The following is a 24,403-nucleotide window of genomic DNA, read 5'->3' on the forward strand; positions in this document are numbered from 1 at the left end:
CGCTTTTTAATTAAATGATATCTCTTAAAAAAAATAGTCATGTATAAAATTACAAGTTCTTTATTATTCGTCCTCTTTACCACTTTTGCTTTTTGTCAGGAATTATATATGCCTAGAAATATTGTTCAGGCGTACGAAAATAATACAAGATCTTTAGATGGAAAACCGGGAAAGAATTATTGGCAAAACTCGGGCGATTATAAAATTGCGTTTCACGTAGATCCAGTTACCAAAATAGTTTCTGGTACCGAGAATATTGTTTATGAAAACAATTCACCAGATGCACTGAAATCGATTGTTATAAAATTTGTGAACAACGTCCACAAACCTACCTCCCCACGAGCTGCAAAAGCTTCTGCTGATTTTCTTAGTAAAGGATTATCTGTTAAGTCGCTTTCAATTAATGGAAAAAGTTATGAAGTGGACTCAGAAGACTGGGAGACTTTCTATGAACTACCATTAAGCGCAGTCATTCTACCAAAATCTAAAAATATCATCAAGATAGAATGGGATTTTCCCTTATCAAAAGAAAGTGGGAGAGAAGGACAGGTAGACGAAAATACTTTTTTTGTTGCTTATGCTTATCCAAGAATTGCAGTGTATGATGATTACAATGGCTGGGATAAATTGCCACACAATGGTCGTCAAGAATTTTACAATAATTTCAATAATTATGATGTCTCAATTACCGTTGCTAAAAATTATGTGGTATATGCGACTGGAGTATTACAAAATCCAGAAGAAGTTCTACAGCCAAATGTTTTAAATAAATTTAGATCTTCTTTAACTTCCGATCAACTAATACATGTTGCGACGAAAGAAGAAATTGAGAATAATAAAGTCACTAAGCAAGAAGCCTTTAATACTTGGAAATTTAAAGCGGATCATATTACCGATTTTACTTTTGGACTTAGTTCTACTTATGTTTGGGATGCATCAAGCGTACAATTAAAATCCAAGCGGGTGAGCACTCAGGCAACTTATAACGCGGGAACTGCAGACTTTGAAAAATACGTGGACTGGGAAAGATACAGCATCAAATGGTTTTCTGAAAACTGGCCGGGAATTGAATATCCCTTTCCGACAATGATCGGCTTTCAAGGGTTTGCAGATATGGAATATCCAATGATGGTAAATGATACCGCTATTCCTGATAATTTTGAAGATTCCCGCCAGACTGTCGACCATGAAATTGCGCATACCTATTTCCCATTTATGATGGGGACCAATGAAACCCGTTATGCGTTTATGGACGAAGGGTGGGTAACTGCTTTTGAGTACTTAATTGGGGAAGCTGAAAATGGAAAAGAGTTTAACGATAAAATGTATACGGATTTCCGAGTGAAAAGATATATTAATGATCGATCTGCCGAGCAGGATCAGCCTATTATTTCAATGAGCAGTCAGCTGTCCGGAATTGGGTATGGCAGCAATGCCTACATAAAACCGGCGTTTGCTTATTTGGCTTTGAAAGATATGCTTGGTGATGATCTTTTCAAAAAAACGCTTCATCATTATATGGATACCTGGTCAGGTAAACATCCTACGCCATGGGACTTTTTTTACAGCATGAATCTTGGCAGTGGGCAAAATTTAAATTGGTTTTGGAACAATTGGTTTTTCACCAATAATTACATTGATTTAAAAGTGACTGCGTTAAATGATGTAGGTGATAAAGTCAGTGTAGTGATCGAAAATGTAGGTGGTTTTGCAATACCTTTTGAAATGGAAGTAACTTATCAGAATGGAAAAGTTACTAAAAAACACTTTACTCCCAACGTCTGGAAAAACGGTAATCATTATCAACCGGAAATGGAACTGAGCGATAAAGTAAAATCCGTTAAAATTAATGGTGGAATTTTTATGGATTATACTCCAGCCGATAATTTTTGTGAATTATAAAAGATGAAATTATGAATGAATTTAAGACTGCCTCAATGGACGGTACAACAAAAATGATTACGATCGTTATTGTACTTTTCCTTATTATATTTCCGATTTTATCATTTTCTTTTGATCCTCCAAAACCAATAATTTCTATAACAAGTATGATCCTGATGTATGGCGTAATCATCATTTCGTATTGTTTTGTACCTAAAAGAATCGCTTTATCCGACAATCAGGTTTTAATTAAAAATTTATATGGTTCAGTTATCATCAACCTGAGCGATATACAATCATTTGGTAAAATTGAAAAAACGGGTTTAAACTTGCGAACTTTTGGGGTCGGAGGATTATTTGGTTATTTTGGATATTTTAATGGTGGAGATGTTTGGTATGTAACTAATACGCATAAAAAAGTAAAAATCATTTTAAATTCCGGCAAAGTTTATATGATCAGTCCAGAAAGCCCCGATGATTTTTTAACTCACCTTAAACAAAGAATGGAAGAATGATTTTAGGGAAATCATCTTCAATGAAAATCCTATATTTGTATTATGCTAAAAATTAAAATTAAATTCTAATGAAAATAAAAAATACTTTAGTCGCTCTTGCGGCACCTTTTCTTATGAATGCACAAAATGTGATGACGCCCGAGACGTTATGGACCTTGAATAAGATTGGAGTTTCTGCAGTTTCGCCTGACCAGAATTCACTGATCTACAGTATAGGAAAAACGGATTTAAAGACTGAAAAAAACAATAAAAAGAACTACCTCTTTAATATCAAAAATTCCGCAGCAACTGCTTTGGACTTAGGCAAGAAATCTTTAATTCAGTGGGATGATAATGGAATCTATGCACTAGAAGGTGAACAGATTTATCTTTCAAAAGATGCTGGAAGAACCTGGTCCGAATTTTACAAAATCGGAAAAGCAGACAATATCGTGATTTCCCCAGATGGTAAAAAAGTTGCGTTCAGTAAAGAGGTTTTGGTGGAGAAAGTGATGGGTAAAGATAAATATGAAGACACTCCTAAAACCACTGCTCATATCTATACGGACTTGAATCACCGTCATTGGGATTATTTTAACGAAGGAAAATATAATCATGTTTTCTTGGTTGATGTAGCTGCAAACGTAGAAAGCGCAAAAGATTTATTGAAAGGAAAACCTTGGGATTCCCCACAAAGACCTTTTGGTGGAACTGAAGATTTTATTTGGACGCCCGATTCCTCTCAACTGTTATATGTTACTAAGCCATTTAGCGGGGCAGAATATGCTTTCTCTACGAATACTGATGTTTTTGCCTACGATGTCGCTTCTGGGACCATCAAAAACCTTACTGAAAGCAATAAAGGTTATGATGTTTCACCTCGTTTCTCACCGGATGGTAAATATCTTTATTGGTTGTCAATGGAAAGAGATGGATATGAAGCAGATAAAAACGATTTGAAAATCATGGATTGGAAATCGGGTAAAATAACGAATCTTACTAAAAATTGGGATGAAAGTGTAACCGGTTCCGTATTTTGGTCAAAAGATTCTAAGAATATTTATTTCACCAGCGCTTGGAAAGGAGTGAAGCAGTTGTTTGCTTTGGATCCTAAAACGAGTAAAATCCAACAAATTACCAAAGGTGATGTTGATCTTAATGATATTTATGCACTCAACAAAAATTCGCTTTTGGTATCCAGAACAGATATGAATCACAACGCGGATCTATTTAACGTTGATGTGAAAAAGGGTTCTATGGTACAGGTCACGGATGTAAATAAAAAAAATTATGAACATATAAAGCCGTCCAAAACAGAACTTAAAATGGTGAAAACAACGGATGGAAAGGAAATGGGAGTTTGGTTTATTTATCCGCCTAACTTTGATCCTGCTAAAAAATACCCGACGTTACTATACTGTCAGGGTGGACCGCAATCTGCTCTAACTCAAACTTTCAGTACACGGTGGAATTTTGCTTTAATGGCAGCGAATGGTTATGTTGTAGTGGCACCTAACCGCCGTGGAATGCCAGGCTGGGGAACCGAATGGAATGAAGCAATTTCTAAAGATTGGGGTGGACAGGTGATGAAAGATTACTTATCGGCAGCAGATTATGCAAAAACACTTTCTTATGTAGATGGTGACAGAATGGGAGTAGTTGGTGCAAGTTATGGTGGATACAGCGCTATGATGTTAGCTGGTATTCACGAAAACCGTTTCAAAACATTTATCGCCCATGATGGACTTTTCGATATGAAATCCTGGTATTTAACAACAGAGGAATTATTTTTCGCAAAATGGGACCTAGGTGGTTCACCATATGATGAACCAACACCAAAAGCATATACAGAGTTTAATCCATCCAATTATGTAAATAAATGGAATAAACCCATGATGATTATTCAGGGTGGCATTGATTACAGAGTTCCTTACGAACAAGGTCAAGAAGCTTTTCAAGCTGCTAAATTAAAAGGGTTGAAAACTAAATTCCTATATTTCCCAAATGAAAATCATTGGGTATTACAACCACAAAATGGTATTGTTTGGCAAAGAGAATTCTTTGAATGGTTAAAAGAAACCTTATAAATTATGGAAGTTCAGAGTTATCTGGACTTCTTTTTTTTGTAGTAAAATGACAATTCATAATCTACATCCCTTTTTCTTGCTAGTTTAAATTTTTTCTCTAATCAAAAAGTTCCTTAAAAGTCAACATTGTTTTAAAGTGCCTATTTACTTGACTTTGCCTTTTCAATGTCGTATATTTGCAAACCGAAATTTCACGCGTTCGGACTAATTTTTAAACCGTAATTTAAAAAGAATGAAAACATCCCATTTTGACTTTGATCTGCCAGAAGAACTTTTAGCAGAACATCCATCAGAACATAGAGACGATGCGAAACTCATGGTTCTTAACCGTAAGACGCAAACGATTGAACATAAACTTTTCAAAGATGTCGTAGATTATTTTGATGAGAAAGATCTCTTCATCTTCAATAACACGAAAGTATTTCCTGCAAGATTGTATGGAAACAAAGAAAAAACTGGTGCAAAAATCGAAGTTTTCTTATTAAGAGAATTAGATAAAGAAACCCGAGTTTGGGATGTACTGGTAGATCCAGCAAGAAAAATCAGAATCGGAAATAAATTATTTTTCACTGAAGATGAAGGTTTAGTTGCAGAGGTTATAGATAATACTACTTCAAGAGGGAGAACTTTAAGATTCTTATATGATGGCTCCTACGAAGAATTTCGTACCAAATTGAAAGAACTGGGTGAAACTCCACTTCCGAAATATTTCAAAAGAGAAGTTGAACCAGAAGATGCAGAGCGTTACCAAACGATTTATGCAAAACATGAAGGTGCTGTTGCAGCTCCAACTGCAGGTTTACACTTTTCAAGACACTTGATGAAAAAACTTGAAATCAAAGGAATTGATTTTGCAGAAATTACGCTTCATGTTGGTTTAGGGACATTTAATCCAATAGAAGTGGAAGATTTATCGAAACACAAAATGGAATCGGAAGAGGCTATTATTGATCAGAAAAATGCCGATATCATTAACAAGGCTGTGGCAGAAGGTAGAAGAGTTTGCGCCGTTGGAACTACAACCATGAGAACGATAGAAACTTCAGTATCATCAAACAAAAAAATTGGACCTTACCACGGGTGGACCAATAAGTTTATTTTCCCTCCTCATGATTTTGGAGTTGCGAATTGTATGATTACCAACTTTCATATGCCAAAATCTACTTTGATGATGATGGTTGCCGCATTTGCAGGAAAAGATTTCTTGATGGAAGCTTACGCAGAAGCAATTAAGCATAAATACAAATTCTATTCTTACGGTGACGCCATGTTGATCATCTAAGAAATTATAAATGAAAGATTTTAAATTTTAGATTAAACTCACTTCCGTGTTTTTAATCTAAAATTTATCATTTAAAATCTAAAATTATTTTGAAGGACATCCGAACTTTATCACTCGAGCAACTGCAGGAATATTTCGTCTCTTTAGGCGAGAAACCTTTTCGTGCAAAACAGGTCTATGAATGGCTCTGGAGCAAAAATCTGCACTCGATCGAGGAGATGACGAATCTTTCGAAAGATTTACGGGACCGTATTTCAAAAGAATATATCATCAATCCGATTTCGGTAGATCAACTTCAAAAATCAACAGACGGGACTATTAAAAACGGAGTAAAATTACACGACGGACTTTTAGTAGAATCTGTTTTAATTCCAACCGAAACAAGAACTACGGCTTGTGTTTCTTCTCAAGTTGGTTGTTCTCTTAATTGCGAGTTCTGTGCAACAGCACGACTCAAAAGGATGCGAAATTTAGAAGTCGCAGAGATCGTAGATCAAGTGGCACTTATCGATAAGCAAAGTAAATTGTACTTCGACCGACCTCTTTCAAACATCGTGTTTATGGGGATGGGAGAGCCAATGATGAATTATAAAAACGTTGTTGAATCCATAAGAAAAATTACCGAACCTTCAGGTTTAGGAATGTCACCAAGACGAATTACCGTTTCAACATCCGGTATTCCCAAAATGATAAAAATGCTGGCTGATGAAGATATCAAAGTCAAATTAGCACTTTCTTTACATTCTGCTATCGAGAAAAAAAGGAATGACATCATGCCTTTTTCTGATAAATTTCCATTGACGGACATCATGGATTCTCTAAAATACTGGTATGAAAAAACCGGAAATATTATCACTTTCGAATACTGTGTGTGGAAAGGCATTAATGATGAAGATGAAGATATAAAAGCGTTGATACGATACTGTAAGCAGATTCCAAGTAAGGTGAATTTAATACAGTATAACCCGATCGGAGATGGCAAATATGACCAATGTAATAAGGCAGCGGAAGAAAACTATGTTCGACAACTGGAAAAAGCCGGAATTACGGTTCTTATCCGAAGAAGTCGGGGTGGAGATATCGATGCAGCTTGTGGCCAACTTGCTAATAAAAGCAGTGAGTAATGTTTTCTCACGTCGGGAAAACCAGAACTCCAGAACATAATCTTGGCATTGCGTCCTTACTTTCATTTGTTGCAGGATTAGTCAATGTAGTAGGTTTTTTCTCTGTTCAGAAATTAACTACCAACGTTACCGGTCATTTCGCTTTTTTCGTGGATGAAGTTTTTAAACTTAATTTCGAAAATGCTTTTCACGTAGCACTGTTTGTAATTTTCTTTTTCTTGGGAGCTTTCTTTGCCAATTTCATGGTAGAAACCTATTCCCGAATTCGCGAAAGTGAAACCTATATTTTCCCAATCATCACCGAAGTAGTAATTCTTGCAATTGTTGCTATTTTTGGAAACTATCTAATCAAAGAAAACCCTGATGTGATCGCCTACAGTTTACTTTTTGCCATGGGAATGCAAAACTCACTAGTTACCAGTATTTCGAAGTCTATTGTTCGTACAACACACTTAACCGGACTTTTCACCGATATGGGAATTGAATTTTCTCAGCTCTTCTTTTATAAAGATCAGTTTCATAAAAGACGATTAATCAAGTCCATCAAATTAAGACTTACTATTATTTTTATGTTCTTTGTCGGCGGCGTTTCTGGCGGAATTTTGTTTGAACATTTCGGCATAAAAAGTTTAATTTTAGGTTCGGTCATATTATTGGGTGGGTTATTTTATGATTTCATGAAAATTCAGTTTCTACTTTTAAAAAGGCGAAGGAAATAGAGAATTTCAGATTTTATTTGGGCAGACATTTCCGCCTTCCACTCCCGCTTTTTTGTTCCGCTTCGCTACACAAAAAGAGCTCCGCTTAAGTCGGGCTGCGATTTTCGCTTTTTAATAAAGTGATTGCTAATTAATTAAAAATAGTAAATGAATAAGTTTTTCCTTTTAATTTTGATGTTTATTTCATTGGGCTTTTCTGCTCAGCAGGACTACAATTGGTTCAAAATCAATAAATACCGGAGCGCAGTTTTAAATGATTCCATCGGTGAAAATTCTGGACTGGATTTTTTCAATAATCGCTTGTTCACAATTAATGACAGTGGGAATAGTTCCGAAATATTTGAGATCAGTAAGGAAACGGGGAAAATAGACAAGGTTTTTAAAACCGATTTGATCAATAAAGATTGGGAAGCAATTACTTCAGATTCTACCAGTTTATATATTGGTGATTTTGGAAATAATGTTGGTACAAGGAAAGATCTAATAATTTACAAAATCCCTTTTGACTCTGCGTTAGTGGCTCCGAAATCGACTGATACTCAGAATATTTCATTCTATTATCCTGAGCAAAAGGATTTTATACCGAGAAATATTAATAATAATTTTGATGCCGAAGCGATGATTTTCCTTCATGGAAAGATTCACGTTTTTACCAAAGAATGGACTTCAAAATCAACCACTCATTACACGATCGATCCCAATATTGAAGAGAATCAACCAGCTCAAAAGATCGAAACCTATAGAACGGGTTACGTTGTTACCGATGCAGCATTCTTTGACCGTAAATTGTATTTAATTGGTTATACCAAAAAGGCAGAAGTTTTTTTAACAGTTTTTTTCGAATCTGAGTCGGGTCTTTTCTTTAATGTAGCACCCAAAAAGTATTATCTTGGAAGTGTTACAAAGGTCGGCCAGATCGAAGGTATTGCTGTAAACCAAGAAGGAATTTATCTGACTGGTGAAAAATTTCAGCGTTCGATTATTAAAGTAAGACCCTATTTATACCTTATTCCAGCCACAAACCTCAAATAAAAGCACATTCAGAATCTAATCGTTCCAAGATATTCTTTTTTTATAATTATATTTGTGTCTGTTTATCCATTATCATCACCTATAACAAATCCGTGGCAAATATTGTAGAAGAAATAAAGAGACCGATTAATGCTGAAATGAAACTTTTTGAACAAAAGTTTTATGAATCCATGCAGAGCAATGTAGCACTTTTGGATAAGGTTACTCGATTTATTGTGACTACAAAAGGGAAGCAGATGCGGCCCATGTTTGTATTTCTCTGTGCAAAATTGGTTGGTAATGTGAACGAGAAAACATTTCGTGGAGCTTCCATGATTGAACTGATCCATACGGCTACTTTGGTGCATGATGATGTAGTGGATGAAAGCTTCAAACGTCGTAACTTTTTTTCAATCAATGCTTTGTGGAAAAATAAAATTGCAGTTCTTGTAGGTGATTACTTGCTTTCAAAGGCAGTTCTGCTTTCTACTGATCATAAAGATTATGATTTGCTCGCTGTGATTTCCAGAACGATTCGCGAAATGGCTGAAGGAGAATTATTGCAATTGGAGAAAGCGCGAAAATTAGATATTACTGAAGAGGTTTACTACGAGATCATCCGGCAGAAGACTGCGACCTTAATTGCAGCATGTTGTGAAATCGGCGTGCTTTCCGCGAGTGCAGATGAGACTTTAGCCAAGAAAATGATGGAATTTGGTACGCTTACTGGAATAGCTTTTCAAATTAAAGATGATCTGTTCGATTATCTAACTTCTAATATTATTGGCAAACCCGTCGGAATTGATATTAAAGAAAAAAAGATGACTTTGCCTTTAATCCATGCCTTAAAAAATGCCAACGAAAAAGACCGCAAATATTATTTCAATACCATTAAGCGTTATAACAACGACAAAGCTCGTGTAAAAGAACTTATCGAATTTGTCAAGAATTCTGGTGGATTGGATTACGCGATCAGCAGAATGAAAGATTACCAACAGAAAGCCAAGAATATTTTGGATAATTTTCCCGATTCCGAAGCAAAAACATCTCTGCAATTAATGTTGGATTACGTAATCGAAAGAAAGTTCTAGTTTTTTATATCAGTCTTTTTTCATCAAACTAGAACTTTTGTTCCTTAACTTTTATTCTATCTTCAAATTGGTGTTGTTCAATCTCAATGAATTTAAGATCACAGAAACAGAACTGAAGCTCATCGCCGCTGCCGCAATCATTGGACTCGTTAAAATCCCAAAGAAAGGGTAGAGCAGTCCTGCAGCGATCGGAATTCCCAAAATATTATAGATAAAAGCAAAGAAGAGATTTTCTTTAATGTTTTTGAGCAATTTTTCACTTAGTATTTTCGCTTTTGCAACCCCTAACAAATCTCCTTTCAATAATGTAAAGTCCGCACTTTCAATGGCAATATCAGTACCCGTTCCCATAGCGATTCCCACATTTGATTGGGCTAAAGCGGGTGCATCATTAATCCCATCGCCCGTCATCGCAACTATTTTTCCTTCGCTCTGTAATTTTTTAATTTCTGCTAGTTTATCCTGTGGAAGACAGTTTGCAAAATATTTTTCAATTCCCAACTCCTGAGCAACGGCTTTGGCAGTGTGTTCGTTATCACCCGTCATCATCACGACTTCTATCTTGTTTTCTTGCAGGTATTTGATTGCACGTTTGGAGCTTTCCTTGATATTATCCGAAAAAGTAAGCATTCCCAGTACCTGATTTCCTTTGGCTAAATAAGAAATTGTTTTTGCTCTATTTTCATTTTCTTCAATGGCCTGTTTTAAAGAACCCGGTAATTCGATATTAAATTGTTTCAGAAGAGAAGCATTTCCGAGCAAAACAGTTTCACTACCAATCGTTCCTTTTACTCCTTTTCCGGAAATATTTTCAAAATTTTCTACTTTTTTAAAATCCTGATTTTCTTTTTTAAATTCAGTTAAAACGGCATTCGAAAGCGGATGTTCAGAATTTTGATTTAGAGACGCTGCTAATTTTAAAACTAATAATTTGTCACTATGGTCGGCTGGAATCACTTCATCCAATTTTGGCTTTCCTTCTGTTAGAGTTCCTGTCTTGTCGGTAATTACAACATCTACTTTATGCATCTGTTCAAGTGCTTCAGCATTTTTTATCAGGATCCCATTTTTTGCTCCTTTCGCAATTCCTACGGTTAAAGCCATGGGCGTTGCCAAACCCAGTGCGCATGGACAAGCCACAATCAAAACTGCAACTGCGTTGACTAACGCGTAAATCAAAGCATTTTCCCCACCAAATATTCTCCATAAAATAAAGGTAAGAATTGAAATTCCAATCACGGTTGGAACAAATATTTTCGAAATTTTATCTGCTAACTTTTGGATGGGTGCTTTACTTCGGCTTGCGTCGTTGACCATCTTGATGATTTGCGAGAGTAGGGTGTCAGAACCTACTTTTTCAGCTTTCATTAAAAAAGTTCCGTTTCCGTTAATAGTGCCGGAGGTGACTTTCATATCAACGTTTTTCTCAACTGAAATTGGTTCTCCAGTAATCATGCTTTCGTCTATGTTTGAATTCCCTTCCATTATTTTTCCATCAACTGGAATTTTTTCGCCTGGTTTTACCCTTAATAGATTTCCGATTTTTACTTCCGAAAGTGGAATTTTCTTTTCTACATTATCAGTAATTAAATTGGCTTCATCAGGGGAGAGATTCATTAATTCTTCGATCGCTTTTCCAGTTTTTTGATGGGCTCTGGCTTCGAGCATTTGCCCCATGATGACCAAAGTTAAAATAACAGATACCGACTCGAAGTAGAGCGGAATTTTACCACCGTGTGTAATTTCATGTGGCAAAATTTCAGGAAATATTAGGGCAATGATACTAAACAGAAAAGCTGCGGCTGAGCCTAGGGCGATCAAAGAAAACATATTAAGATTCCAGGTTTTAAAGGAAACCCAGCCACGTTTTAGTAAAAACCATCCTGCATAGAAAATCACCGGAATTGAAAGAACCAATTCTAAAATCCCCTGTACTTTATTAGAAAAAGGAAATTCGAACCACATTCCACCCATTGATAAAATGAAAACGGGAATAGTAAATATTAAAGCAATAAGGAATTTATTCCTCAACAATTTATAGGTGTCTTCACCAGAATTATCTTCTCCTTTTTCTGGAATTTTAACCAAATCCATTCCGCACACCGGACAACCAACATTTGAATCATAGACTTTGTCGCCTTCGCAAAACATGGGACAGTAATATTTTCCTGCGTTCTGTGACTGGTCAATAACTGGTTCTGATTTGTTATAATGCAAATGATCGTGATGATGATGGCTGGATGCCGCCACTAAATCCTTGGTTATTTCTTCCAAATGCATTTGGCAAACCGGACATCCTACATCAGAAGGATAAGTTTTATCACTTTCGCAAAACATGGGACAAAAATAATCACCGATTTTATTTTCGAAACTTTCAGGGAGATTCGTCATGGAATAAGTCTGCGGTTTATTTTTGTAATCGGCTCTTTCCTCGATGGGAACGAGATACATATTACATACAGGACACCTTTTCCCCTGCGTGAAATATACTTTTTCACCTTCGCATTCCATGGGGCAATAGTAAACGGAACTTGGTGAGATTCTTTCGGACGGAGGTATATTATTTTGAGACATTTTGTGTAAATTTTATTTACAAATTTCCTGCTTTTTCTTTGAAAGCTGTTATAAAGATAAGGAAGTTTGTTATAAAATTTAGAATAAAATAAGGCGCCGGAAGTTGAGGAAAGCTAAATCTTATCAAGCGAGATCCTGTTTTTGGATTTCAAATTTTTAAAAGAGGTTGGGGTGTAACCTGTAGTATTTTTGAACTGAGTAGAAAGATGCTGTACGCTTCTATAGCCTAATTTTTGAGAAATTTCTGTCAAAGAGAATTCATTATACAGGAGAAGTTCTTTGGCTTTTTCAACTTTTTGTAAAATAAAATACTGTTCCAACGTCATATTTTCGTTCACCGAAAAAATTTTCGAGAGCGAACTGTAGTCTTTTGACAAATTCTCAGCAATGAATTTTGATAAAATAAAATCCTCGGCAATATCTAAATCATTAATCTTTAGAATGATAAGTGTTTTAATCTTTTCAATCTGCATCTTTGTTACATCTTCGAGAATTTGGAATCCTAACTTAGTTAAATGATGATCAAGAATATTGATCTCGTTTTTACTGAGATCATGTTGGGTCACTATTTCACCTAATTCCAGAGTTATTAACGGGATTTTTAAATTATCAAAAATATTTTGAACGGCTGAAATACAGCGGTTACAGACCATATTTTTAATGTTGATTTTCATTTTTGTCTTTCAACCGGTTGGCCACAAATTCTATCTGCGTTTTTCCGTGTTTGGTTGGTTTTCCTTGCTCATCAACACCTACGAAAACTATTTTATCAATATTTAGGATTGTTTGATGCGTCATTTTATTTCGAACATTACATGTTAAAGTGATAGAAGTATTTCCAAATTCTGTCGCTTCGATGCCTATTTCGATGATATCGCCTTGTCTTGCCGAGCTGATGAAGTTGATCTCTGAAATAAATTTAGTCACGCATCTCGGCGTTTCCAACTGAATAATTGCGTAGAGTGCAGATTCTTCGTCAATCCACTGTAGCAATCTTCCACCAAATAAGGTTTGATTAGGATTAAGATCTTCTGGTTTAATCCATTTTCTGGTATGATAGTTCATTTTTATATTTTTAATTTATCTTGTGAAAACAAGTTTTGTTTCCGTACAAAGGCTTTCATCGATGCGATAATTTTCGAGATTGAAACCTTTCACTTCATTTAAAGTTTTTACTTGATTTTGCGCACAATATCTCGCGACTAATCCTCTCGCATGTTTTGTGTAAACCACTATAGTCTTTAGTTTTCCTTCTTTATAATCGTAAAATTCAAAGTCGATGATCGGTGCTTTAACTTTGGTCTTATCAATGACTTTAAAATATTCTTTACTCGCTAAATTGAGAACCAAATCATTAGTTTTCAGTTCATTATTAAGTTGTGCGGTAACTTTGTCTTTCCAGAACTCATAGAGATCTTTATGACCATCGAATTTAAATTTCCTTCCCATTTCCAAACGATAGAGCATGATTCGATCCGAGGGTTTTAGCAATCCATACAGGCCAGAAAGCATTCGGTAATTTCTCTGAAGATATTTAACTGCGTTTTTGTCCAATGATTTTGCATCCAAGCCACGGTAAACTTCTCCTGAGAAAGCCATTAAAGCTGGAGCTGATTCTTTGGAAGAAGGTTTTGATTTCCAGTTTTGATTTCTTTCCCAGTTTTCATCCGCCAGTTTGATGGAAATTTCCATGAGTTCTGAGAGGTATTTTGGTGATTTCTTTTTTAAGGTTGTTTGAATTAAGTCGGCTTCCTCAATAAAATGAGGTTGAGTTAGTTTTAAAAACTCGGTTGAGTTTTCGATATTCATGAGTTTTGCAGGAGAAGAAATGATTTTCATTGGTGAAATTTCAGATAAACAAATTAAACTAAAAAAGGTACTGAATTTAGGGCTTGCTGAAGATGTTAACAGATAGGTTTAGGCTATCACTAAAATATAATATTAAAAAATAATTTATAATTGTCCCTTACCTTGACGTAATATTTCAGGTTCACCGCTTGAGAGATCAACGATTGTGGAAGCAATATTATCACCATAACCTGAGTCAATAACGATATCTACAAAATGATCATATTTTTCTGCTATTAATTCAGGATCAGTAGAATATTCGATTACTTCATCATCATCCTTAATAGAAGTGGATGCAATCGGGTGACCTAGCTTCTCAACAATTAACTGTGGGATGATATGCTCAGGGACACGAATACCAACAGTCTTTTTGCCTTTATAAGCGAGTGGTAAATTCTTGTTGGCTTCTAAAATAAAAGTAAATGGTCCTGGTATATTATTCTTTAAATATCGAAAAATACTGGTGTCGATTGGTTTTGTAAATTCAGAAAGATGGCTTAAATCATTACAAATAATAGAGAAGTGTGCCTTATCTAATTTAATTTTTTTTATTTGAGCCAGTTTTTCCATCGCTCGGATATCAAAAATATTACAGCCTAAAGCATAAACGGTGTCGGAAGGATAAATAATTATTCCGCCATTTTTCAAGGTGCGAACAACCTCATCTATAAGGTTTTCCTGTGGATTGTCAGGATATATTTTTAAAATTTTTGCCATATACAAATTTAGCGAAAATAGATGAATTAATATTTTTTAGAAACAATTTGGAGGTTTAGAGAAAAGTTGTATATTTGCACCACAATAACGCGGGGTAGAGCAGTAGGTAGCTCGTCGGGCTCATAACCCGGAGGTCGCACGTTCGAGTCGTGTCTCCGCTACTAAGTAAAGAGAATCATTTTATATGGTTCTCTTTTTTTGTGGAGTTTAATCGGTTTTTTGGGGAAATTTTTTTTCAATAGGGATTTGGGAATTGATTAAATAACTCAGATAACTTATTCATATAGAGTCCAGAACAGTGTGCTGTTTAAATTATTTGATCATAACAAATATTTTCAAGCTATTTACATAAAATTGTTGTATATTTGCACCATAATAACGCGGGGTAGAGCAGTAGGTAGCTCGTCGGGCTCATAACCCGGAGGTCGCACGTTCGAGTCGTGTCTCCGCTACTAAGTAAAGAGAATCAAGAAATTGGTTCTCTTTTTTTGTGCTCCAATATGGTAGGGATATTAATACCTTCAGCAACACACTAAAGTCTTAATTCGCATACAAGGTTAATCTGTGATCTTCTAATATACTACAAATCCTCCAGGTTTCTCAGGCGTTTCTTTTTTAAACCCTTAAAATAAGTTGGCGTGAGTCCAGTGATCTTTTTAAATTGATTAGATAAATGGGCGACGCTGCTATAATGTAGTTTATATGATATTTCTGTGAGATTCAACTCATTATACATGAGAAGTTCTTTCGCTCTTTCAATTTTGTTGAGAATGATATATTGCTGAATCGTGATTCCTCTCACTTCGGAAAATGTATTGGCAAGATAAGTATAGTCATATCCTACTTTCTCACTAATGTAATCTGAGTAGTTTACTTTGGGTACTTCATCGGAATAATGAACCATTTCGATAATAAGCGCCTTTATTTTTTCGATGATAATATTACGTTTATTATCAAGAATTTCTAATCCGTAAGATCTTAAATTCGCATCAAGCTTCTCCTTTTGGGATTCGGTAATATTCTCTAAGATTTCAATTGTTCCCAGATCTACATTTAAATAATGTAAACCTAGTTTTTGAAGTTCTTGCTTTACAACCATCTTACAGCGCAAGCTAACCATGTATTTAACGTATATAAACATTGGTTTCGTCGATCTACTTTTATAAATTAAAAGAAAGGTAAATATCTTAAATGTGATTTATATAAGTCTTTCTCTACCAGGTATAAAAAAATTAAAGAAAATATTATTACCTTTTGTTAATCCTTAAGGCACATCAGTTTGTGAAATAAAAAATACGGTAAAAAAGCTTATAACAGATATTTTTTTTGGTCTTTCTCTATTTTATAGACTTTTTAAACATACAAAAATCTATCCAATAGTATTATTAGGGATAATTTGTTTAGCTATAAATGAACAAATAATTTGAGAATAAAGTTGATATATTAAAAAGCTATAGAAAATGGAAAATAAAAATTTAATTCAGAAAAGTATTGATACCGTAAGAGTTTTATCCGCCGATGCCGTTCAGAAAGCCAATTCCGGACATCCTGGAACACCAATGGCTTTAGCTCCTTTAGGTCATGTTCTTTGGTCAGAGGTGATGAAGTACAATCCGAAAAATCCTGACTGGGTAAATCGTGATCGGTTTATTCTATCTTGCGGTCACGCCTGTATGTTGCAGTACAGTTATTTACATTTAACCGGTTACGAAATTTATTTAAAGGATATCGAAAATTTCCGTCAGATTCATAGTATTACGGCGGGACATCCAGAATACGGACTCACTCCTGGAATCGAAGTTACCACCGGACCTTTGGGACAAGGATTTGCCAATGGAGTAGGAATGGCAATTGCGCAACAATATATGGCGAAACGTTATAATCAACCGGATTTTAATATCTTCGATTATCATATTTATGCGATCTGCAGCGATGGTGATTTAATGGAAGGAGTTTCCGCAGAAGCCGCCTCTCTTGCCGGTCATTTAGGTTTGGGAAATATGATTTATTTCTACGACAGTAATCACATCACGATAGAAGGTGATACCGATTTGGCTTTCGATGAAGATGTCTCCAAACGTTTTGAAGCTTACGGATGGCATGTTCAAAACCTTCCAGATATTAATGACTTAGAAGCAATTAATGCCGCAGTTAAAAACGCAAAAGATGAAACAACTCGTCCTTCCTTAATTAAAGTTCGAAGCATTATTGGTTACGGAAGTCCTAACAAACACGACACTGCTGCAGCTCATGGTTCGCCTTTAGGAAAAGATGAAGTTCGTTTGGTAAAAGAAAATTTCGGCTTTGATCCTGACAAAAGCTTCATTATTCCTGAAGAGGTGGCAGATTTTTATCATAAAGCTGGAAAGAAAGCAGCTAAAAATGAAACTGAATGGAACGAACTTTATAATAATTACAAGAAACGTCATCCTGAACTTGCCAAAGAATATGAAAATATAACTTCCGGAAAATTACCTGATGGATGGAAGGAAAAACTTCCTGTATTCCAACCGGGTGAAGAATTAGCCACCAGAAAAGCTTCTGGTAAAACTTTGAACGCCATTGCTGAATATTTCCCACAATTAATTGGGGGTTCCGCCGATTTAGCGCCATCCACAGATACAAATCTCGACGCCTACGCATCTTTTTCACCAAAACACCGCGACGGGAGAAACTTTCATTTTGGAATTCGTGAACATGCGATGGGAGCAGTTTTAAACGGAATGGTGCTCAGCAATTATCTGATTCCATACGGCGCAACATTTCTTATTTTTTCAGATTATATGCGACCTCCACTTCGATTAGCTTCGATTATGAAAATCAGGCCTATTATGGTTTATACCCACGACAGTATTGGTTTGGGTGAAGACGGAACAACGCACCAACCGGTTGAGCAATTAATTGGATTGCGAACAGTTCCAAATATGACTGTCATTCGGCCAGCTGATGCAAATGAAACCGCGCAAGCTTGGCGCGTTGCAATCGAACACAAAGATGGACCGGTTTGTATTGTCTTGACTCGACAGGGAATTCCGATCATTGATCAGAAAAAATATACCAGTGCAAAAAATTTAGAAAAAGGAGCTTATATTCTTTCTGATTGTGAAGGCGAACCAGATCTAATTCTCATTGCGACTGGTTCAGAAGTTCAATTGATTTTGTGCGCTCAAGAAGAATTAAAGAAAAGTAAAATTCGATCACGGGTAGTAAGTATGCCATGTTGGAATTTATTTGATGATCAAAATGCGGCCTATAAAGAAAAGGTTTTCCCAAAAAAAATTAGAAAACGATTGGCTGTAGAAGCCGGCTCACCTGTTGGCTGGATGAAATATACAACTGATGATGGAGACGTTATCGGAATTGAAAAATTTGGTGAATCTGCACCTGCAGAAGAAATATTCAAGGAGTACGGCTTTACGGTAGAAAATGTGGTGAAAAGAGCACGGGATTTGCTTTTAAAGAAAGATTAAGATCTATTTAATTTCTTTTCCTTTCATCATTTCTAACGAATTCAAATAAAAAAATGTCCAACGAAACCCTTAAAATAGGAATTTGTGCAGATCACGGAGGTTTTGAACTCAAAGAGAAAATTGTTTCCTTTTTAATAGAGAATAATTTTCAACCGGTTGATTTTGGTGCAAAGCAACTTGATAATTCGGATGATTTTCCGGATTACGTTATTCCGCTCGCGAAAGCGGTTTCGGCTGGAGAAGTTTTTCGTGGAATTGCCATTTGCGGAAGTGGAGTCGGTGCCTGTGTTGCAGCAAATAAAATATCCGGCGTAAGAGCGGCTTTAATTACCGATTATTTTTCGTCGCATCAAGGCGTGGAAGATGATGACATGAATTTAATTTGTCTCGGTGGTCGCGTAACAGGATATGCAAGTGCCGAAGAGTTGGTTTTGGCTTTTTTAAACGCAAAATTTATAGGTGCTGATAGACATTTACGGCGTCTCAAGAAAATTGAAAGCATAGAAAAAAAGTAAGACTTAGTTACAGTTTCCTTTACGAAGTGTAACGCCTTTGCCGACTTAATTAAGCACAATGTTTAAAAAATCTTTGCGAAACTTTGAGTTAAAAGACATTTATAGAAGTTGAGCAAACTCATATAATAATTTTTAAAACAAACAAAATGAATCCTTTAAATCAAATACGAAATTTAGATCAAAGTATATGGCTCGATTTATTAGATCGGGAAATCATGACTTCCGGCAAATTGCAAAGTCTTATTGATAATGACGATCTGGGTGGACTTACTTCCAATCCTTCTATTTTCGAAAAAGCCATCAGCGGAAGTTCAGATTACAACGAAGATATTGGAAATCTGGCGCAAACCAAAACGGATAATTCAGCGATATTTTTCGATTTAGCGATTGCAGATATTCAGAAAGCTGCTGATATTTTTAAACCCGTTTACGATAAAACGAATGGGAAAGATGGTTTCGTAAGTTTGGAAGTTTCGCCTTATCTCGCACGGGATACCGACGGAACGATCGAACAGGCAAGAGAACTTTGGATAAGAGTGGATCGTAAAAATGTGATGATCAAAATCCCGGGAACAAAAGAAGGTTTAATCGCCATTCGGGAATGTTTGCGCGAAGGAATTAACATCAATGTCACCCTGCTTTTCGGACTTCCACGTTATCGGGAAATTACCGAAGCTTTTATGGGCGGCCTGGAAGATCGCCTCGCAGAAGGAAATTCTATTAAAGACGTAGCCTCTGTTGCAAGTTTCTTTTTAAGCAGAATTGATGTCATGGTCGATCCAATGTTAAAAGAAAAAGGCGCAGAAAATTTAAATGGAAAGATCGCGATTGCTTCTGCAAAACAAGCGTATCAGATCTATCTGGAAATGATTTCCTCTGATCGTTTTAAAAAGCTTGAAGAAAATGGTGCCCAAAAACAACGCGTACTTTATGCAAGTACGGGAACAAAAGATCCTTCCTTCAGTGATGTGCTTTATGTAGAGAGTATTATCGGAAAAGATACCATCAACACGCTTCCGATTGAGACGATCGACGCTTTCCGTGATCATGGAAAAGCAGAAGAAACTCTGACAACCAATCTGGAGGAGGCGAAAAAAGCCATGGCTGAATTGAAAGAGAAAGGAATCGACATTGATAAAATTACGCAGAAACTGGAAGATGAAGGAATTGAAAAATTCAATCAAGCTTATGAAAAACTCATCAAAAGTATCGATAATCAAAAACGTAAACTATAAACAATGATTGATTTTGATGTTTCGAAAATTAAGGTAGTTTTCATGGATATCGGCGGAGTTTTGCTCACCAATGGTTGGGATCACGAATCTCGGGAAAAAGCTTCGAAAGTTTTTGGCTTTGATTATACCGAAATGAACATTCTCCACAATTTCATTTATAATGTTTTTGAAATTGGCAGTATTTCTCTTGAAGAGTATTTGGATACCGTTTTATTTCATCAACCCAGAGATTTTTCAAAAGTCGATTTCAAACAGTTTATGCTCGCTGAATCTCTGGAATTACCCGAAATGCTCGAGTGGTCAAAATCCTGGAAAGAGCAAACTAATTTAGCCCTGTTTGCGCTAAGTAATGAAAGCGAGGAACTTAATGATTACCGAATTAAGACATTTAAATTACACGATCTCTTCGACGGATTTTTTTCCTCCTGTTATTTAAAAATGCGAAAACCTGACCCCAGAATTTACAAAAGAGCGATGGAAATTGCATAGGTTAAACCCGAAGAATGTGTTTATTTAGATGACAGACCCATGTTGATCGCTGCAGCTCAAAAATTAGGCATGAATTCTATCCTTCATCAGGATTTTGAATCATCAAAAAATGTTTTAGAAAACTTTATAAGAAAATAAAATGATGAACGAAAATAAAAACCAAAACGCTTTTGGAATGATCGGTTTGGGAACAATGGGTTCTAACCTTTTACAAAATATTGCAGACCACGGCTATCGCTGTGCTGGATACGATAATAATACGAAAACCGTTGACAATCTCAACAATTTAAAAAATGAAAACATCTATGGATTTTCGAATTTAAAGGAATTTACAGAAAGTCTTAAAAGTCCGAAAGTTGTCATGATGTTGGTTCCAGCCGGCGAAATAGTAGACAGCGTGATCAAAGATTTACTCACCGTTTTAGATAAAGGAGATATCATTATCGATGGTGGAAATTCACATTTTACCGATACTGAAAGACGGTATTTGGAACTGGAAAAAGAAGGTTATCATTTCGTTGGAATGGGAGTTTCTGGTGGTGAAGAAGGTGCGAGAAGAGGTCCAAGCATGATGCCGGGTGGAGATAAAGATGCCTATGAAGTTTTGAGGCCGATCCTTGAAAAAATTGCCGCTCATGTCAATGGAGAACCAACTGTTGCTTTTATGGGAGAACGTTCTGCCGGACATTTTGTAAAAATGGTTCACAACGGAATTGAATATGCGATCATGCAACTGATTTCTGAAACGTACGAGATCATGAAGAATGGGCTTGGAATGGAGAATGATGAAATTCAAAAAGTGTATAAAAAATGGAATGAAGGCAAATTAAAATCCTATTTAGTAGAAATTACGAGTGATATTTTCGACTACAGAAATGAAGGTGAAAAAGATCTATTATTAGACAGTATTCGTGATCAGGCGAAAGCAAAAGGAACGGGTAAATGGACTTCTCAGGCAGCGATGGATTTACATCTTCCGACTCCGATTATCGATATTGCGGTTTCCATGCGGGATCTTTCGAGCTTAAAAGAGTTACGTCTAGAAGCTTCCAAAATATATCCGGATTCTACGGAAATGCATTACAAAACGAACAACGGGGATTATTGCAAAAAGTTGGAAGAGGCGTTCTATTTTGCCACGGTATCAGCTTATGCACAAGGAATGCATTTGCTTTATCAGGCGAATATTGAATTTAAATATAATTTGAATTTAGATATCATTGCAAAAATTTGGCGTGGTGGCTGTATTATCCGGTCTGAATTTTTAGAAGATATTTACGCAGCTTATAATAGAAACCCCGAATTAAAACATTTGCTTTTAGATGATAAAGTTGCACAGGACGTTAATTCCACTATTCCAGCGGTTCGTGCTATCGTTTCAGATGCAGTGATTCATGGGATCTCAACTCCTGCATTTTCTGCGGCCTTAAGTTATTTTGATGATTTTAGAAATGAAAATATGCCGACCAATTTGATTCAGGCACAACGCGATTATTTCGGATCTCATACCTATGAACTGAAAGCGAAAGAGGGCGTTTTTCACACCAAATGGATGATGGAAAACATCAAGGAGTAAATTCTTTTTTAATATTTAGATAAACATTAAACAATGCCAAACACAATCAACATACAACATCCGACCGTTCTCATTATTTTTGGAGGTAACGGAGATTTAACAAAAAGGAAGATTATCCCAGCTTTATATAATCTTTTTCTTGAAAAGCGATTGCCTGACAAATTTGCGATTATTGGAACTTCAAGAACGAAATTCACCGATGAAAAGTATCGCAGTATGCTATTGGCAGGAATCAATGAATTTTCCCGAACAGGTAAAGCAAAGAAAGAAGATTGGGCAATATTTTCTGCGAATATTTCTTACCAGGCGGCGAATATTAAAGACGTTGCTTCCTACAATGATTTTGAAGCAAGCATCACTAAACTCAAAGAAGAGTGGAAAGAAGATCCTGCTATTTTATATTACTGCGCAGTTTCGCCCGATTTATTTTGCACCATCGCAGAGAATGTTTCAAAAAGTAAATTAGAAAATAATAAAGAAACAACACGCATCATCATCGAGAAACCATTTGGTCGTGATCTCGAATCTGCAAAAACTTTAAACGCCAAATTGCTTACTATTTTTGATGAAAAGCAGATCTACAGAATCGATCATTATCTAGGAAAAGAAGTCGTTCAAAATGTAATGGCTTTCCGTTTTGCAAATACAATTATGGAACCTTTGTGGAACCGTACTCATATTGAACATGTGCAGATTTCGGTTACGGAACAAATCGGTGTTGAAGATCGCGGAAGTTATTTTGATCATGCCGGAATTTTGCGCGATATGATTCAAAATCACTTGCTTCAATTGTTGTGTATTATCGCGATGGAACCACCTGTGAACTTTGATGCAGATCTCGTACGTGATAAAAAAGTGGAAGTGTTAAAAGCGATTCGCAAAATTATTCCGGGAATGATCGATAAGATTGCAGTTCGTGGTCAGTATGGTGCTGGTTGGGTAGAAGGAAAAGAAGTTCCGGGTTATCGAGTCGAAGTTGATGTTGATCCAAATTCCAATACAGAAACGTACGCCGCTATGAAATTTTATGTTGATAATTGGCGTTGGCAAGGAGTTCCGTTCTATTTGCGTACTGGGAAAAGATTATTTAAGTCGGCTTCTCATATTATCATTCAGTTTCGGGAAGTTCCACATAATATGTTCAATCACAAAGAAGAAAATCTGCCAAAACAAAATCGATTGATTATCAGTATTCAACCCGATATGGCGATCAAATTTCAACTGGAAAGTAAAACGCCAGGTTTGGAAATGACGTTGAATACGGTAGATATGGTTTTTGATTATTCCGGAAAAACAAAAATAGATTCGCCCGAAGCGTACGAAACGCTTTTACTGGATGTAATTTCGGGAGATCAAACATTATTTATGCGGGCAGATCAGGTAGAAGCTGCCTGGGAAGTGGTGATGCCGGTTCTTGATTATTGGGAAAATAATAAGATGCCCGATTTTCCTAATTATCCTGCCAATTCCTGGGGTCCGGAAAATGCCGAAGCTTTGATTGCAAAAGATGGTTTTCACTGGATAAATTTACCCGATAAAAATTAAAAAAAAGTAAGGATGAATTTGAGAATTTATAAGAATATTGACGACGTAATATCTGCTTTGGCAGAAAATATTTGCGAAGTTGCCAAGGAATCAATTCAAGCGAGAGGACAATTTAATTTTGTACTTTCAGGTGGAAGTTCACCCAAGAAATTATACGAGTTACTCGCTTCCGATTCTTTTAAAAATAAAATCGATTGGGATAAAACCTATTTTTTCTTTGGTGATGAACGGTTTGTTCCTGCCGATGATTCTCAAAGGAATTCTGTCATGGTGGAAGAAGCTTTATTTAAACCTTTAAAAATTAATAAATCGAATATTTTTAAAATTGATACCACTGGTTCGCCCGAAGAATCTGCGCAGAAATACTGGCAATCAATTTTGAAACATTTTGATGGGAAACCGGTGAAATTTGATTTCAATCTTTTAGGTTTGGGTGATAATTCCCATACCGCTTCACTTTTCCCAAATACCTCAGTTCTAAAGGAAACTGAAGCGACCATTAAATCTATTTTTGTAGAAGAAGTTGATATGGATCGAATTACGATGACGGCACCTTTAATTAATGATTCCAGACATATTGCATTTTTAGTTTTCGGGGAAGGAAAAGCAGAAGCGGTTTTTCATGTTTTAGAAGATCAGTCGGGTTCTGCAACTGAATATCCAGCTCGTTTAATTACAAAGGACGAAAATAAAGTTCAGTGGTTTTTAGATGGAATGGCCACATCTCGATTATAGAAATTGAATT

The 24,403-nt window shown here is 36.0% G+C and carries 21 protein-coding genes and 2 tRNA genes; 17 read left to right on the forward strand and 6 right to left on the reverse strand.

The features are described 5' to 3' along the window. Positions 1–39 precede the first annotated feature (39 nt). From FNJ88_RS13585 to FNJ88_RS13620, 8 genes are all read left to right on the forward strand, one after another. Positions 40–1,902 (forward strand): M1 family metallopeptidase, encoded by a 1,863-nt coding sequence (locus FNJ88_RS13585; RefSeq protein WP_143853768.1) that lies wholly within the window; start codon positions 40–42, stop codon positions 1,900–1,902. 11 nt (positions 1,903–1,913) lie between these two features. Continuing rightward, positions 1,914–2,396 carry a PH domain-containing protein gene (locus FNJ88_RS13590; RefSeq protein WP_143853769.1) on the forward strand — a complete coding sequence of 161 codons (483 nt, stop codon included), beginning with the start codon at positions 1,914–1,916 and terminating at the stop codon, positions 2,394–2,396. Positions 2,397–2,464: 68 nt separating this feature from the next. Beyond that, positions 2,465–4,462, forward strand: coding sequence for a S9 family peptidase (locus FNJ88_RS13595; RefSeq protein ID WP_143853770.1), 1,998 nt, complete (start codon positions 2,465–2,467; stop codon positions 4,460–4,462). Between the two features lie 232 nt (positions 4,463–4,694). Beyond that, entirely contained in the window at positions 4,695–5,744 is a 1,050-nt protein-coding gene (queA, locus tag FNJ88_RS13600; RefSeq protein WP_143853771.1) for a tRNA preQ1(34) S-adenosylmethionine ribosyltransferase-isomerase QueA, read from the forward strand. Positions 5,745–5,833: 89 nt separating this feature from the next. Beyond that, positions 5,834–6,868 (forward strand): 23S rRNA (adenine(2503)-C(2))-methyltransferase RlmN, encoded by a 1,035-nt coding sequence (gene rlmN / locus FNJ88_RS13605; RefSeq protein ID WP_143853772.1) that lies wholly within the window; start codon positions 5,834–5,836, stop codon positions 6,866–6,868. Continuing rightward, positions 6,868–7,587 (forward strand): YoaK family protein, encoded by a 720-nt coding sequence (locus FNJ88_RS13610; RefSeq protein WP_143853773.1) that lies wholly within the window; start codon positions 6,868–6,870, stop codon positions 7,585–7,587. Before rlmN ends, FNJ88_RS13610 begins: the two co-directional genes overlap by 1 nt. Before the next feature lie 147 nt (positions 7,588–7,734). Next, entirely contained in the window at positions 7,735–8,619 is an 885-nt protein-coding gene (locus FNJ88_RS13615) for a hypothetical protein (RefSeq protein WP_143853774.1), read from the forward strand. A 92-nt stretch (positions 8,620–8,711) separates the two neighbouring features. Continuing rightward, positions 8,712–9,689, forward strand: a complete 978-nt coding sequence (locus FNJ88_RS13620) for a polyprenyl synthetase family protein (protein ID WP_143853775.1) — start codon at positions 8,712–8,714, stop codon at positions 9,687–9,689. 51 nt (positions 9,690–9,740) lie between these two features. Here the strand turns inward: FNJ88_RS13620 and FNJ88_RS13625 are convergent, their stop codons facing one another. The 5 genes from FNJ88_RS13625 to FNJ88_RS13645 all read right to left on the reverse strand — a co-directional run bounded on the left by FNJ88_RS13625 (position 9,741) and on the right by FNJ88_RS13645 (position 14,828). Continuing rightward, on the reverse strand, positions 9,741–12,263 hold the full coding sequence (locus FNJ88_RS13625) for a copper-transporting P-type ATPase (protein WP_143853776.1): 2,523 nt from the start codon (positions 12,261–12,263) through the stop codon (positions 9,741–9,743). A 113-nt stretch (positions 12,264–12,376) separates the two neighbouring features. Next, entirely contained in the window at positions 12,377–12,937 is a 561-nt protein-coding gene (locus FNJ88_RS13630) for a helix-turn-helix domain-containing protein (RefSeq protein WP_143853777.1), read from the reverse strand. Next, the gene (locus tag FNJ88_RS13635) at positions 12,921–13,328 is read right to left on the reverse strand and encodes an acyl-CoA thioesterase (RefSeq protein WP_143853778.1); all 408 of its coding nucleotides are present in this window, start codon (positions 13,326–13,328) and stop codon (positions 12,921–12,923) included. The genes FNJ88_RS13630 and FNJ88_RS13635 overlap by 17 nt, the downstream gene beginning before the upstream one ends. 15 nt (positions 13,329–13,343) lie before the next feature. Beyond that, positions 13,344–14,102: a peroxide stress protein YaaA gene (yaaA, locus tag FNJ88_RS13640; RefSeq protein WP_143853779.1), complete on the reverse strand. Its 759-nt coding sequence runs from the start codon at positions 14,100–14,102 to the stop codon at positions 13,344–13,346. Between the two features lie 114 nt (positions 14,103–14,216). After that, entirely contained in the window at positions 14,217–14,828 is a 612-nt protein-coding gene (locus tag FNJ88_RS13645; RefSeq protein ID WP_143853780.1) for an L-threonylcarbamoyladenylate synthase, read from the reverse strand. Positions 14,829–14,916: 88 nt separating this feature from the next. Between FNJ88_RS13645 and FNJ88_RS13650 the strand changes: the two genes are divergently transcribed. Both FNJ88_RS13650 and FNJ88_RS13655 read left to right on the forward strand, forming a co-directional pair. Further along, positions 14,917–14,989, forward strand: a tRNA-Met gene (locus FNJ88_RS13650). Between the two features lie 218 nt (positions 14,990–15,207). Next, positions 15,208–15,280: transfer RNA gene (locus FNJ88_RS13655), tRNA-Met, on the forward strand. Positions 15,281–15,408: 128 nt separating this feature from the next. Here the strand turns inward: FNJ88_RS13655 and FNJ88_RS13660 are convergent. Beyond that, positions 15,409–15,969: a helix-turn-helix domain-containing protein gene (locus FNJ88_RS13660; RefSeq protein ID WP_228414537.1), complete on the reverse strand. Its 561-nt coding sequence runs from the start codon at positions 15,967–15,969 to the stop codon at positions 15,409–15,411. A 319-nt stretch (positions 15,970–16,288) separates the two neighbouring features. Between FNJ88_RS13660 and tkt the strand changes: the two genes are divergently transcribed. From tkt to pgl, 7 genes are all read left to right on the forward strand, one after another. Continuing rightward, entirely contained in the window at positions 16,289–18,298 is a 2,010-nt protein-coding gene (gene tkt / locus FNJ88_RS13665; RefSeq protein ID WP_143853781.1) for a transketolase, read from the forward strand. 53 nt (positions 18,299–18,351) lie between these two features. Further along, positions 18,352–18,813, forward strand: coding sequence for an RpiB/LacA/LacB family sugar-phosphate isomerase (locus FNJ88_RS13670; RefSeq protein WP_143853782.1), 462 nt, complete (start codon positions 18,352–18,354; stop codon positions 18,811–18,813). A 146-nt stretch (positions 18,814–18,959) separates the two neighbouring features. Then, on the forward strand, positions 18,960–20,048 hold the full coding sequence (tal, locus tag FNJ88_RS13675) for a transaldolase (RefSeq protein WP_143853783.1): 1,089 nt from the start codon (positions 18,960–18,962) through the stop codon (positions 20,046–20,048). 3 nt (positions 20,049–20,051) lie between these two features. Then, positions 20,052–20,537: an HAD family hydrolase gene (locus tag FNJ88_RS13680; protein ID WP_228414538.1), complete on the forward strand. Its 486-nt coding sequence runs from the start codon at positions 20,052–20,054 to the stop codon at positions 20,535–20,537. A gap of 139 nt (positions 20,538–20,676) precedes the next feature. After that, a complete protein-coding gene (gndA, locus tag FNJ88_RS13685) occupies positions 20,677–22,113 on the forward strand; it encodes an NADP-dependent phosphogluconate dehydrogenase (RefSeq protein WP_143853784.1) in 1,437 nt (478 codons plus the stop codon). A gap of 33 nt (positions 22,114–22,146) precedes the next feature. Further along, the gene (gene zwf / locus FNJ88_RS13690) at positions 22,147–23,658 is read left to right on the forward strand and encodes a glucose-6-phosphate dehydrogenase (RefSeq protein ID WP_143853785.1); all 1,512 of its coding nucleotides are present in this window, start codon (positions 22,147–22,149) and stop codon (positions 23,656–23,658) included. A 12-nt stretch (positions 23,659–23,670) separates the two neighbouring features. After that, a complete protein-coding gene (gene pgl / locus FNJ88_RS13695; RefSeq protein ID WP_143853786.1) occupies positions 23,671–24,393 on the forward strand; it encodes a 6-phosphogluconolactonase in 723 nt (240 codons plus the stop codon). The last annotated feature ends 10 nt before the right edge of the window (positions 24,394–24,403 follow it).

The sequence above is a fragment of the Chryseobacterium sp. SNU WT5 genome (genome assembly GCF_007362475.1).
Lineage (GTDB): Bacteria > Bacteroidota > Bacteroidia > Flavobacteriales > Weeksellaceae > Kaistella.